Annotated in this window: 13 protein-coding genes; 11 read left to right on the plus strand and 2 right to left on the minus strand. The window is 42.4% G+C overall.

Annotated elements, in window-relative coordinates; translation table 11 throughout:
* Window positions 1-168 precede the first annotated feature (168 nt).
* From ACFORK_RS05540 to ACFORK_RS05555, 4 genes are all read left to right on the plus strand, one after another.
* Window positions 169-1,026: an ABC transporter permease gene (locus ACFORK_RS05540; protein WP_379197118.1), complete on the plus strand. Its 858-nt coding sequence runs from the start codon at window positions 169-171 to the stop codon at window positions 1,024-1,026.
* Window positions 1,027-1,041: 15 nt separating this feature from the next.
* On the plus strand, window positions 1,042-1,914 hold the full coding sequence (locus ACFORK_RS05545; protein ID WP_066362436.1) for a carbohydrate ABC transporter permease: 873 nt from the start codon (window positions 1,042-1,044) through the stop codon (window positions 1,912-1,914).
* 378 nt (window positions 1,915-2,292) lie between these two features.
* Window positions 2,293-3,090, plus strand: coding sequence for a class I SAM-dependent methyltransferase (locus ACFORK_RS05550; RefSeq protein ID WP_379196496.1), 798 nt, complete (start codon window positions 2,293-2,295; stop codon window positions 3,088-3,090).
* A 440-nt stretch (window positions 3,091-3,530) separates the two neighbouring features.
* On the plus strand, window positions 3,531-3,878 hold the full coding sequence (locus ACFORK_RS05555) for an immunity protein TriTu family protein (RefSeq protein ID WP_379196498.1): 348 nt from the start codon (window positions 3,531-3,533) through the stop codon (window positions 3,876-3,878).
* Window positions 3,879-4,122: 244 nt separating this feature from the next.
* Here the strand turns inward: ACFORK_RS05555 and ACFORK_RS05560 are convergent, their stop codons facing one another.
* Complete coding sequence (locus ACFORK_RS05560; RefSeq protein ID WP_379196500.1) at window positions 4,123-4,674, minus strand: TetR/AcrR family transcriptional regulator; 552 nt, start codon at window positions 4,672-4,674, stop codon at window positions 4,123-4,125.
* Between the two features lie 149 nt (window positions 4,675-4,823).
* Between ACFORK_RS05560 and ACFORK_RS05565 the strand changes: the two genes are divergently transcribed.
* Entirely contained in the window at window positions 4,824-5,747 is a 924-nt protein-coding gene (locus ACFORK_RS05565; RefSeq protein WP_379196502.1) for a ketopantoate reductase family protein, read from the plus strand.
* Window positions 5,748-5,823: 76 nt separating this feature from the next.
* Here the strand turns inward: ACFORK_RS05565 and ACFORK_RS05570 are convergent, their stop codons facing one another.
* Window positions 5,824-6,360, minus strand: a complete 537-nt coding sequence (locus tag ACFORK_RS05570) for an NAD(P)H-dependent oxidoreductase (RefSeq protein WP_379196504.1) — start codon at window positions 6,358-6,360, stop codon at window positions 5,824-5,826.
* A gap of 221 nt (window positions 6,361-6,581) precedes the next feature.
* Here ACFORK_RS05570 and ACFORK_RS05575 point away from each other — a divergent pair, with 221 nt between their 5' ends.
* The 6 genes from ACFORK_RS05575 to ACFORK_RS05600 all read left to right on the plus strand — a co-directional run bounded on the left by ACFORK_RS05575 (window position 6,582) and on the right by ACFORK_RS05600 (window position 12,966).
* Window positions 6,582-6,947: a winged helix-turn-helix transcriptional regulator gene (locus ACFORK_RS05575; RefSeq protein WP_379196506.1), complete on the plus strand. Its 366-nt coding sequence runs from the start codon at window positions 6,582-6,584 to the stop codon at window positions 6,945-6,947.
* A 206-nt stretch (window positions 6,948-7,153) separates the two neighbouring features.
* The gene (locus tag ACFORK_RS05580) at window positions 7,154-8,311 is read left to right on the plus strand and encodes a YhgE/Pip domain-containing protein (RefSeq protein WP_379196508.1); all 1,158 of its coding nucleotides are present in this window, start codon (window positions 7,154-7,156) and stop codon (window positions 8,309-8,311) included.
* Window positions 8,312-8,476: 165 nt separating this feature from the next.
* A complete protein-coding gene (locus ACFORK_RS05585) occupies window positions 8,477-9,076 on the plus strand; it encodes a TetR family transcriptional regulator (protein ID WP_379196510.1) in 600 nt (199 codons plus the stop codon).
* Window positions 9,077-9,420: 344 nt separating this feature from the next.
* Window positions 9,421-10,452: an ATP-binding cassette domain-containing protein gene (locus ACFORK_RS05590; RefSeq protein WP_379196512.1), complete on the plus strand. Its 1,032-nt coding sequence runs from the start codon at window positions 9,421-9,423 to the stop codon at window positions 10,450-10,452.
* Window positions 10,449-11,261: an ABC transporter permease gene (locus ACFORK_RS05595; protein ID WP_379196514.1), complete on the plus strand. Its 813-nt coding sequence runs from the start codon at window positions 10,449-10,451 to the stop codon at window positions 11,259-11,261. The genes ACFORK_RS05590 and ACFORK_RS05595 overlap by 4 nt, the downstream gene beginning before the upstream one ends.
* Before the next feature lie 208 nt (window positions 11,262-11,469).
* A complete protein-coding gene (locus tag ACFORK_RS05600) occupies window positions 11,470-12,966 on the plus strand; it encodes a serine hydrolase domain-containing protein (protein WP_379196516.1) in 1,497 nt (498 codons plus the stop codon).
* Window positions 12,967-13,181: the final 215 nt, after the last annotated feature.

Genomic DNA, 13,181 nt, shown 5'->3' on the forward strand with positions numbered 1-13,181 from the left:
GATACTATTTATAACAGAGATCCCCAGTACAAACAAAATATTTTTTGGGAACAGGAGCACGCTATGGAGGCTAATATGGAGGTTCACTCGATACCGCAGGCGACCACTCGGAGTAAGCCAAACAAAAAAAGAAAAAGAGGCTTTAATCAACCTTGGATTCTCCATTTGATGGTATTGCCGGCGGTCATTATGGTGTTTATTTTTTCTTACATTCCGATGTCTGGAATTCTTATGGCTTTTCAAGAGTATAAACCTGCGCTAGGTTTTTTTAATTCCGAGTGGGTCGGACTGAAGCATTTTAGATACATGTGGGAGAATGATTATTTCCTGCAAATTACGTGGAATACGCTGTTTTTTGCTTGCTCTAAAATTGTAATGAACCTGATTATTCCGTTTATATTCGCGTTATTGTTGAACGAGGTACGGAAGATGGCGCTTAAAAGAACCATCCAAACGCTCGTGTATCTTCCGCACTTTTTGTCTTGGGTTACACTGTCAGGCATTCTGATCGATATTCTGGCCCAGACGGGTCTGATCAATCAGTTCATATCATCCGTATTCGGTATCAAGCCGATTTTCTTTCTAGGGGATGGCAATTGGTTCCGGTTTACGATTATTGCAAGTGATGTCTGGAAGGAATTCGGGTTCAACACGATTATCTTCCTAGCGGCATTATCCGGTATTAGTCCGTCACTCTATGAAGCTGCTGAAGTGGATGGGGCGGGGCGCTGGAAGCAGACGATTTATATTACTATACCTGCGCTGATTCCAATTGCGATCGTGATCGCGACCTTGGCTCTGGGCAATGTGCTCAACGCTAACTTCGACCAGGTGTTTAACCTCTACAGTCCTTTGATCTATCAGCAAGGGGATATCATTGATACCTTTGTGTACAGAGAAGGTCTTCTTAGCGGGCAGTTCAGCTTCGCTACCGCAGTGAATCTATTCAAATCGGTGATCAGCCTGATTTTAATCGTGATTTCTTACCGACTGGCCTATAGATTTGCAGGGTACCGAATCTTCTAGAAAGGATGAGAACGAATGTATCATAAAACAATCCCATATCGTATATTCAGCATATTTAACAATGTGTTCTTGACGATCCTTGCTGTACTCTGCTTGCTGCCTTTGTATCACTTGCTCATGGTATCCCTTAGCGCATCTGCACCTGCTAATGCTGGATTGGTTACTTTCTGGCCGATAGGCTTCACGCTTGAAGCTTATGCCAAGACGTTCAATAACGCCAATTTCCTCTCCTCCTTGTGGGTGTCTGTGGAACGGACTGTACTTGGTACGGGACTTGCACTGGTGGTCAATACTATTGCAGCTTATGCGCTCTCCAAGGAGACACGGGTCTTCCGTGCGCGGAACATCTACCTTTGGTATTTTGTCGTGACCATGCTGTTCAGCGGTGGACTGATTCCAGGCTATATTCTTATTCTGAAGCTTGGGCTGATGAACTCCTTGCTGGCATTGATTCTGCCGGGATTAGTTGCGGTATTTAACATCATTCTACTGCTTAATTTCTTCCGGACCGTACCTAAGGAGCTTGAAGAAGCTGCGTTTATTGATGGGGCAGGGCACTTTACGACCTTTTTGAAAATATATTTGCCAGTTTCCTTACCTGTTCTTGCCACAGTGTCTCTGTTCCTCATGGTTGGGCATTGGAACTCCTATTTTGACGGTATCATCTACATTAGAGATTCAGACAAACTTCCACTGGCAACCTTTATGCAAACGATCATCGTTCAGGCAGACATGTCAAAGCTCGATCCGTCAGCCGTTGCCAATCTGTCACAACGTACCATTCGGGCATCGCAGATCTTTATCAGTGCGCTACCAATACTGCTGGTGTATCCTTTCCTGCAACGTTACTTTGTGACGGGGATTGTGGTTGGGGCTGTGAAGGAGTAGTCGCTGGAGAGAACCATCCTCCCGAATAGCCTCGAAGTGTAAATGATGCTTCATTAAGCTAACGGGTAGGAGGTTTAAGATCAATTTCGGTGAACCGTATCATAAGTAGGGGCAAGTTTTTTGGGGTGAAACGCCAGAAGCCTGTTAGAGCCTGTTGGGCGGGGAGGATAGTTATAAAGAATTTTTACATTGATAGTGAATTTTTTTTCAGTTATAGTCATGGAGAAACACAGGTTTTATTACTTTTTGTTGTTTTCCCGCTTACTATTAAATGTTGAAAGGATGATATCAGATGATTAATACAACAGAATTGTCCGCCCGCATAATTTCTTGGAGGGTGACTATACTTTAACCCTCCTTAAAATTGGAGGTAAATCTGTGAAAAGAGATTTTATCGCAAAACATTGGTATGCCAGTATGTATGAAAAGTTCGAAAACCAAACACATGACGTCGATTTTCTATTAAGAGTACTTACAGAGCAAACAGGCAACCAACCACAAAATATACTTGAAGTTGCCTGCGGCGGTGGTAGGATCTGTGTCCCTCTAGCAAAGGCGAATCATTTCGTTACAGGCTTTGATGTCGATGAACATATGCTCCTGAGCTGTTATCGCCGGATGTTGGGTTTAACAAATATACGCTGTTACCAAGCTGATGCAGCAATTTCCGTATGGGGCGTTGGTTTTGATCTTGTAGTCATGGCAGGTAATATCTTGATTAATATTGAAAGCGAGATTGATTACAAAGAGGCACAAAAGACCCTTATTAAAAATGCTGCTGCGGCGCTTCGCACGGGTGGACATCTTTATATGGATTTTAACCTGCATAATAATCCAACGGCCCGGTTCAATAGGTTGAAAGAGAGCAGCTATTTCAAAGGGACAGACGAATTGGGCACGACTGGTCGAACCGTTAGTTATGGGAGCGTGTATGACCCCATAACCCAAATTTGTACCGGAACTGGTCACTGGGAGCTCACCACAAATAGCGGTGAGCAAATCAATATACCCAAGTGTTGGTATAAGCACATTCCTACGCAAATGCAAGTTTACGATTGGCTATCAGATGCAGGGTTTACCATAGAGCGCACCTATCAAAATTATACGGCTGAACCGATTCCGGAGCCGATCGTTGAAGCTACAAATCGCGCTATTATATGGGCAAGAAAGTTATAATTTTACATGTAGGTATGAAGTAATAGTTGAATAAAGCAAGATACAAAGAATAGGCCATCCGATAGAGGATGGCCTTAAAACTTGCCGTTACAGACATCGCGGTGAACCGTATCATAAGTAAGCACAAACTCGTCGTTAATTGAAGCGTCAAAGAAGAATTCAATGTCCTTGGCGCTTCTCTCGTCGGGATTGTTTCCAATGTTTGCAGTGATTTTGTTTCAGATATGCCATAGCACTTCTACTAACCGACTAAGAGTAAAACATAAGCGATACGACAGCACATATACCAACATATGGTATAATTAATTGTGATCTTACGTTGAACAGGAGGACTAAATGTCATGAACATATATGAACGATACAATGCAGTTAATACAAAAGGTGACCTTGTGGATGAAGCATAATTCAATAGTAAGAATTTGGCGTAAAGGCGGTGAAGAATGATTAAGCAAAGATTTAAGGAGTGGATTGAGAGTAATATTGAAGCATTGCGAAATGAAGGTATAGCAACGGAATATGCAATGCCAAATGTAGAGGATATAGAAAGCATGGCAAAACCATTCATAAGAATAGTTCAAGAAACAAAATTGTGTCTAGGACAAGTCATAGTGTATAAATCTAGAGAGATGGAATTTGAAGTCATTCAAATTGAATCAGAGGAAATGTTGTTGTGGAAATACTTCGAAAACATTAACGATGATACTGATTTTGAAATAATATTGCATCCATACTTCCAAACGATAAAGAGTGGAATAAAACCTAAAAACGATCAAAATAAAGAGAAATAATGAAACCACTCCGTTGTTGGGAGTGGCTTTGTCTTTATATGTTGATGTATATTTTGTGGTCAAACCACACTTTGTGTTTAGATACATTATGGTGAACCGTATCACAAATAGAGGTAATTAGTCTGTATTTACAGAATGCGGCCCCTTAAGAGTAGGTCAGTCTTTATGGAGTATATTGTGCAAACAAGCTTATGCGCGCTTTTTTATCGTTATACAACATATGGATTTAGCTTGAATGACAGACTTATTCTTTAAAATAGGGCGTAATCCCTCTTGAATATAGGTTCTCCACTAGCTTGAAAAATTCTTCTGACGATAAATCCTGTTGACGCTGGAGCCAAAGACGAAATAAAGAAAGAGAAGTTGTCAGGTAAAACTCAACGAAGTATGGGGTTAAGGAATGGTTCTGCGGAACGTTTAATTCTAATTCATCCAAAGTGATTTCTTTTTTTAAGCGTTTTAAAAAACGGACACTTCCATAATCACCTAAAAGGGCATTAAGAACCAGGAGATGTTCTCTTTTATCCAGACAAAAGAGCGTATCTTGAACCGTATGCATCGATAGCTCTTTATTCGCCAATTCTTTTTTCATCTCATTCAATAAGTCGTTTTCAACAGCGTCTAACAATTCGTAAATGTCAGTAAAGTATTGATAAAAGGTGCTGCGGTTATATCCTGACTTATTCGCAATTTCCTGAACCGAAATTTTCTCAATCGGCTTTTGGCTATATAACTCACAAAAAACATCTACAAACTTCTGTCTTGTTTTCTCCGTGATTTGGGGTTGCTTGTTCATGTTTCCCTCCTACTAGCGAATAAGAATATCATCCGACAAATCATAAAAAACTGATGGTTGATCAAGGAATCATAAAAATTTATAATCACATCATACAACATGTTGTCGGATAATGAAAAAGAAAATGTTAATAAGTAGGGGTGGTTTTAATGTCAGCAAAACAAGATAGAATTTTAATTTTTGGTGCAGGTGTCATCGGGAGCATGTACGCAATGAAGCTTATTGAAGCAGGGTTTGACGTTAGCCTGTTTGCACATTCTAATAGATTTAAATTATTAAGAGAAAATGGCCTGCAATATATAGAAAAAGGTACAGTTAGATCGATACAAGTGAATGTCATTGATACGCTCGAAAATGACGATGTGTACGATTTTATTTTCGTTACCGTTCGTTATGACCGGTCTGAATCAGCGTTGTTAGCGCTAAAAGATAATCAAAGCAAAAATATAGTTACGATGACTAATAATTCAATTGGATTTTCTTCATGGCTGGATATCGTAGGGGATAGACTTTTACCAGCTTTTCCCGGATTCGGCGGACAGATTAAAGATGGAGTACTGCATGCTCGATTTCTGCCAAAGATTATAGCGGCAACTGCATTTGGAGAAATTAATGGTGTAGTGACTGAACGCATAGAAAAACTCGCAAACGTGTTTAAAGCAGCAAAGCTTCCCTACGTTATTAAAAAGGATATGCAAGCGTATCTAATCACACATTCCGTATCAGACATTGCCATGTTGAGCTTTTTGCATTCAGAGAATAAGATCATTGACAAAAAAACAGCCAGTACCAGAAAGACGGCACGCAAAATAACAGTCACTTTAAAAGCGTATCTAAGGGCAATACAAAAAGCCGGCGTTTCAATTGATCCACCAATGCTTAAAATGGTGCTCAAATTTCCAAACTTATTGTTGGATCTTTTCTTTATGACATGGCTACGAACTAAAATGGTTAGGGATATGATGTTGCCGGATTATGCGAATAGTGCTAACAATGAGATTGTGCAGCTGAGTAATGATTTAATGAAATTTTTAAGTCAAAATGATATCAAATCGGAAATACCTGTTCACTAACGGAAAACGATAATTGAACTACAACAGCGGCAGTCTAAGACTTTATTTATCAAGTCTTGTTCTGTCGCTGCTTTATTTATTGATTTTTATACTTTGTAATATAGTTGATATATTCTACCGCACTGTGATTGATCTCCTCATCGCTAGCTTGAAATGAAGCCCCGAAGACTGCAAAGTAGGGGAGTGCTACTGCGCCCACATGTTTTGTACTGGCTTTGAAAGGCGTAGTCACTTCATCCACGGTAAAAGAAACAGAGCCCTCTGGCACATAATTTTCTTTTTTATCGCCGATAGACATGGCAAGTCCCATCTTTTTTCCGTTAAGCTTGTCACCTTTTGAACCGTAAGCCCATCCATATGCAAACACATCATCAAACCACTTTTTCAATAGTGGCGGATAACTGTACCAATACAAGGGGAATTGTAAGATAACGTGGTTATGTGCTTCTAATAGTTCTTGTTCTCTAGGAACATCAATGTTCCAGTTGGGATATTCCATGTAAAGCTCATGAATGGTAATATCGTTTGGATATTGCAGCAGTTCTTCTTTCCATCTCTTGTTTACCCTTGAATTCTCAAGATTCGGGTGTGCTATAATCACTAGTGTTTTCATAATGAAAATTCCTTTCTCAGGCCCATATCAAAGAGTGTAGCCTCTGGTGCCTTGCCTCATTTTTCGAATATCATCATTATGTTGCAGGCTTTATAAAAAGAAAATACACACAATGAAGTAAGATGGTTACTTCAAAGTAAGTACTGGACTCGAAAAAAAATGTATGCAAAAATGAAATTTTAGACGACTGCATCAGTTAGCATGAATGAGGGGTTATTGATATGAAACAATACAATCTGGGTATAGAAGCCACACTTGAAATCATCGGTGGTAAGTGGAAAGCGTTGATCATCTGCTTGTTAATGTCTGGTGTGAAGCGAACAAGCGAATTACAGCGCAATATTCACGGCATTTCACAAAAGGTTCTGATCCAGCAGCTTCGTGAGCTTGAGAAGGATGGACTTGTAAGCCGACACGTATATCAGCAGATGCCGCCAAAAGTCGAATACAGCCTCACGGAATATGGTGTCACCGCCAATAAAATCGTTGAAGTTATGTGCTCTTGGGGTAAAGAAAATATTCAAATGAGGCAACAGCGAGGAGAAGATATTGTGTTGCTGGAAAAGATGTCACCGGAGAATTTTTGAAATTTGGGAAGATAGATAAGTTGAAATAACTTAAGTTTAGCGGCTAAAGGCACATCTACGGTTACTTGAATCTGAGTATCGCTGATGTGTTTTGTATTTATCATTAAATAGTTGACAGCGGGTAAAAGTCGGTCTAGAATAAAACAAACGTTTAATTTAAACGATCATTTAATTCGGATTAATTACAAAAAAAAGGAGAGATACTTATGCTTTATGCTTTAAAAGCTTACTTGAAGAAACCGGCGACCATCATCGGAATTGTGTTGCTACTGATGTTTCAAGTTATTTTTAGTATCATCTGGATGACAGGTTACAAAGGGATTAATGAGAATACGAGTAAGCTATCGATTGCAATAGTCAATGAAGACCAAGGGGCTGGTGCCCAGATCAGCGAACAGCTGGCATCGTCACTTCCGTTTCATATGGTAACAGGAATGAATTTGGAAGAGGCGAAAGGAAGTCTGGAACGGCGCGAGGTGCAGATGGTACTGCAGGTGCCTTCAGATTTCTCCAAACAGCTCCAAAGCCAGGGGCAACAAGCTGAGCTTCGTTACACGATCAACGAATCTAATCCAATGATGATTAAGAGTGTGATGCAGAGCGTAGCAGCTCAAATTACAGCAACCGTGGGCAAGCAAGTTACAATTCAAGGAACGGAAGCTGTGCTGAAGCAGGCAAATGTACCGGCAGCTCAAGCACAGGGTATCGCACAAGGCGTCGTAGATAAAATCAGTTCAAATATGGCATTTACCAACCCTGTTCAGGGCATGAACAATCAGATGGTGCCGATGATGATGGTACTCGCCTCGTTCGTAGGCGCCATGATCATGGGGATGAATTTTCAGCAGGCGACGGACATGATTGGTCCTGGTATCTCAAGATGGAGTAAGTTTGGTGCTCGGGTCGTCATTAACGTCAGTTCCGCAGTCGTCGTCTCTTTGATCGGATCATCACTGATCGCCGGACTGGGGGGCCAGCATGCAGGAGGCTTTGTCTCCGTTTGGTTGTTCCAAGCATTATTCCTTCTGACCTTTATGTTCTTCGCGCAAATGTTCTTGATCGTTTTCGGTATGGCTGGAATGTTGTTTAATATGACCTTATTGTCGTTGCAGCTGGTTTCCTCAGGGGCGATGGTTCCACGTGAACTACTGGGTGACTTCTATCAAGGGTTAAGTCATTACCTGCCAGCGACCTATGCGGTGGACGGATCGATGAATTTGTTATTCGGAGGTCCAAGTGTTGTCCCTGACGTTCTCTTACTGGTGGCGATCCTCGCAGTTTCGCTTCTCGTGAGTCTGGCTGCGACAGGACTTCGCAAACAAACTACGCGTGTGGCAGCGCCTGTTGTGGCTCCTGTTGAATAAAAGGTCTCTGTGAATTCGTTTCGCATATTGGGTTCAAAAGAGGATCGGCTTCACGCAGGAGACTTCTTATGTGTAGCCAGTCTTTACGCTACGGGAGACTTGCCTATCCGTGATAAAGCATCCATAATAGGTTCTATATGATCACGCGAGGAGATTGATTGAATCATGACTACAGCTGATCCCGACATGAAGCTGCGCATCCTGCTAGCGGCCAAGAAATTGTTTGCGCGACAAGGCTATGACGGTACCAGTGTAAGACAAATTTGTGAGGAAGCAGGAGCGAACGTGGCGCTCGTCTCTTACTATTTTGGCGGCAAGGAGAATTTGCTGCGCGCTATATTTGAACAGTTTTTTTCAGGGAATCGGATAAAGGATAGTGGTGACCTCTTGAGTCATCCTGTAGAGGGACTGACTTTGCTGATCCGGGAGATTATTTTCTTCGGGCTAGAGGACTCAGAACTGAGCAACATCATCAAGCAGGAGATTGAACTCACCTCTCCACGTGCTGATATCGTGCTTATCTATGTCCAACCGGTATGGGAGAAGGTGCGCGAACTGCTGGAACGGGGCCGTAACGAGGGCTTCTTCCACTTTGATTCACTGGATCATACGCTGATGTTTGTCATTGGCGCCGCTCTTTCATTTAAGATTCATACTGCACAAAAAAGCCTGTTAGAGAACACAAACTATGACTCTGCAGTGACCGCAGACCATATCGTTAAGCTCGTATTGGCTTCCTTACGTACAACTGACATAACCTCCTAGGCTTTGATGAACTGGATATTTTTATTTCAATCTTGAAAGGTGAAGGCGTTAACGGATGTAATATATCTGGTTAACGTCTTTTTCTTTTTCAAAAGTAAATCAAGGGAAAAGCATCTGCAACGAAACATATTACAGCGAAAAGGCTTGAGCAGATCTCAAGAATGATTAAAGGATACATCTCCAGTCCGATCCACAAGGATCGGTTTTTTGTTTTAATAAATCATGAAAAAACGCTACTGACGTCGTGTGATGCTTATTTTGAATCGTTACGTTACGAGTTTAAATTCAGTTTATAAATACCGGTTACGATCGTTATACATTCAATTGCTTAGGGGGAGTAGAACGTGAATTCATTTCAAAAAGCGAACACAGCGCGGGACAAAAGTGGCTGGGCGATCGAAGCGCAAGGACTCGTCAAAACGTATGGAAGCAACCGTGCCGTTGATGGTGTAAATCTCAGTGTAGGCACGGGGATGATCTATGGGGTGTTAGGTCCTAATGGAGCAGGGAAGACAACCGTAATTCGCATGCTGGCAACTTTATTGCGGCCAGATGGAGGTTCCGCGCGTGTCTTCGGACATGACGTGGTTAAAGAGCCTCAGATTGTGCGTCAACTAATCGGTGTAACTGGCCAATATGCATCTGTCGATGAGTCACTTAGTGCGATCGAGAATCTGCTTATTTTCTCAAGACTGCTTGGACTGGGGCGCGCCGAGGCACGAAGAAAATCCGCAGAACTACTTGAGGAGTTCGGACTTAGTGAAGCCGCGAAACGTCCGCTGAAAAATTTCTCTGGTGGTATGCGCCGCCGGCTGGATCTAGCCGCAAGTCTCATTGCTCAGCCGCCGCTCATTTTCCTGGATGAACCAACTACCGGACTTGATCCGCGGACGCGTAATCAGATGTGGGATACCATCCAGCGGCTCGTAAGTACTGGATCAACGGTATTGTTAACAACGCAATATTTGGAGGAGGCGGATCAGCTTGCCGACCGGATTGCGGTTATTGACAAAGGCCGAGTCGTCGCGGAAGGTACTGTAAATGAGCTGAAATCATCTGTCGGTACCTCATCGCTGCATTTGAAGGTTCAGAACCCGCAGGATATGAGCAATGCCAGTCAGACTGTTGAGAAGGTGCTTAACGTCCGGTCTAATTTATCGGCGGAGGCAGGGGTGATCACTGCACCGATGGGGAATGTCGATGTGGTTACCGATCTGTTGATCGCGCTTCGCGAGGCGGGGATTCCATTGTCAGAGATGAGTGTACAGAAACCAACACTTGACGAAGTTTTTCTAACGCTTACAGGCGATGGTGTGAAGGAGAACGCGCAGCTTGCGTCAGAATTATCGAAGAGTACTAAGGAGGTAACAGCGTGAGTACTTTAATAAAACCAGGTGCAGAGCGCCAATTGAAAAATCATACCAGCTTACGTCAGTCGGTACGCAACTCATTGACCATGGCCTACAGAGGTCTGCTCAAAATCCGGCGCACTCCTGAACAACTGTTTGATGTTACGCTTCAACCGATCATTTTCACCCTGATGTTCACTTATATCTTTGGCGGGGCTATTTCAGGGGATGTAGTGAGTTATTTGCCCGTTATCATCCCCGGCATCCTTGTTCAGACCGTGATAACAACCTCTATCGTCACTGGTGTACAGTTGCGTGAGGATATGGAAAAAGGCGTGTTTGACCGCTTCAAATCACTTCCGATCTCTCGAATAGCTCCGCTCGCCGGTGCCCTGCTCGCGGATACGGTTCGATATACCATAGCTACTGTACTTACCTTCGCCATGGGCTATATCATGGGCTTCCGGCCAGAGGGTGGCCTTGGATATGTTGCGCTGGCTGGACTGCTTGTCATTGCTTGTTCGTGGGCCATTAGCTGGATCTTTGCTTTCTTCGGCGTTATTGCGCGCACAGCTTCCAGCGTACAAGGGATCTCGATGATCGTCCTATTCCCGCTCACTTTTCTCTCGAATGCCTTCGTACCGGTCGATACCATGCCGAATTGGCTCCAATGGTTTGTTAAGGTCAATCCGATTTCGCATCTTGTCACCGCCGTCCGCAATCTGGTCAACCAGGGAACCGTGGGTAGCGATCTTGTCTATTCGCTAGTTGGTGCCGCAGTAATTGTGGCCATCTTCGTGCCAATTACCGTCCGCGCTTATATGCGCCGCACATAATTTAATAGGTTTTCCTGAAGACTATCGTTTGAGATGTTTATGTGAATCAATTGTTCAAAGAAGCTTCTGCCAGTGTTATTGGCGGGAGCTTTTTTTGCAAATAGCTATATTGCCGCAGTGAAGTGAACAGATAGAACGTCAAATAGATGAAGAAAATTCTGGAATATACGAAGTATGCAATGAGTATGATCCGAAGGAAGGAGAAGCAATGGGTAATTTTTTTAAGATAAAAATGGTAGTTTCAGCAAGTATAGTCCTATTAATCGCGATTATTATTGCTGGTTGGTGGCAGCAGCTTGGGACTCTGTTCACAGTGGGGAAATATGGGGATGTCGATGACATGGTAGAGACCATAATGGCCAAAACAGCAACTCCTGGAGTTGCAATGGTTTCATCCAAGCAGGGCAGGACAGAATTTAAAGTATACGGGTTCGCGGATGTCGATCAACAAAAGGAAGTGAATGAAGAATCACTGTTTGAATTAGGATCGACTACCAAGGCATTTACGGCGCTGGCAATAATTTTATTGAAGGAAGAGGGATATTTAGCGTATTCGGATAATGTCTCAGATTATCTTTCCACGTTCGCCCCAACCTTTAAAGGAGAGAAGGCCAATATTACAATTAACCAGCTGTTGGCTCATACAAGCGGGATTCCATCATGGAGTATTCAATTGATTCCTGAAGGAACGACTTCAGAAACGCTTGGAAACACTATACATAAAATTTCGGACATTGCACTAGATACATATCCGGGTACAGAATATCAGTATGCAACCGTTAATTATGATATTTTGGCGATGATTATTGAGAAGGTTACAGGTATAAGCTATCAGGATTATGTAACTCAGAATGTTCTACTTCCGCTGGGCATGACAGACAGCTACTTTTCTACAGGTCAGGAAAAGAAACCGGATCAGCTTAGCAGAGGATACCGCGTATTTTTTGGCAAAAGCTTAGAGTATGATGCTCCCAGATATTATGGGAACATTGCTGCAGGGTATCTAGTGTCAAACATAAAGGATTTGGCGCGCTGGACCAATGCCCAGATGGGAATAGGGGATATACCAGATAATTTAAGAAAGGCTATACTGCAATCTCATGAAGCCGACCTCCAGAGTGCGGGATATGAAGCTGAGGGTCAGTACTATTCATACGGATGGAGCAATGATCTGGAAAAGCGGATGATTAGCCATACTGGAAGCAATCCTAATTATTCCTCACACGTCATTATTGATTTAGAACGGCAAGAGGGTATATTTGTACTGTCTAATTTGAATTCGACTGCTTCGTCACTGATTGCGCAAAATATTTATGAGAATATGAACGGGAAGCCTATGACTCCCTTTAAATATGATGATAGCTATATTTTAATTGATTGGGTATTCTCATTCTTGGTCCTGCTAGCAGTCATTAGCATAAGTGTTAAGGCGATTAAACTGGCCGGAGCAGACATACAAACCATGCATACTAAACGGTCAAGACGCAGGAAAAGAATTGGAGCGGGTATCTATCTGATCTCAAAAGTGCTGTTACTGATATTAATTCTGATCTGGCCTTATTTGATCAACTACAGTTACTATATGATCAGCGTATGGATGTCGTATTCAGTATTATTGTGGATGGGGCTTGCTGCGATCAGTTGCGTATTATCAATTATATTGAAAGGGAAAAGAATAGCAGCACTTGTGCGCATAATAGATTGATGAGAGTAACTCATAGAGAAGTGTCTTTTGAAGTCGCCAAGCATGAGCACAAGCCCATCTTCCTCTCCATCGGTTATAGCACTTGTCACTGATGGGATGTTCGCGTGAATCAATTGTTCGAAGCTACTGCCAGTGTTATTGGCGGGAGCTTTTTTGATTAAAATTAAAAAAATTATTTTAGTTATATTTTTCCAATTTATTGTATAATAAGGGCA

It is taken from the genome of Paenibacillus sp. GCM10012306, assembly GCF_042649265.1.
Classification (GTDB): domain Bacteria; phylum Bacillota; class Bacilli; order Paenibacillales; family Paenibacillaceae; genus Paenibacillus_AQ.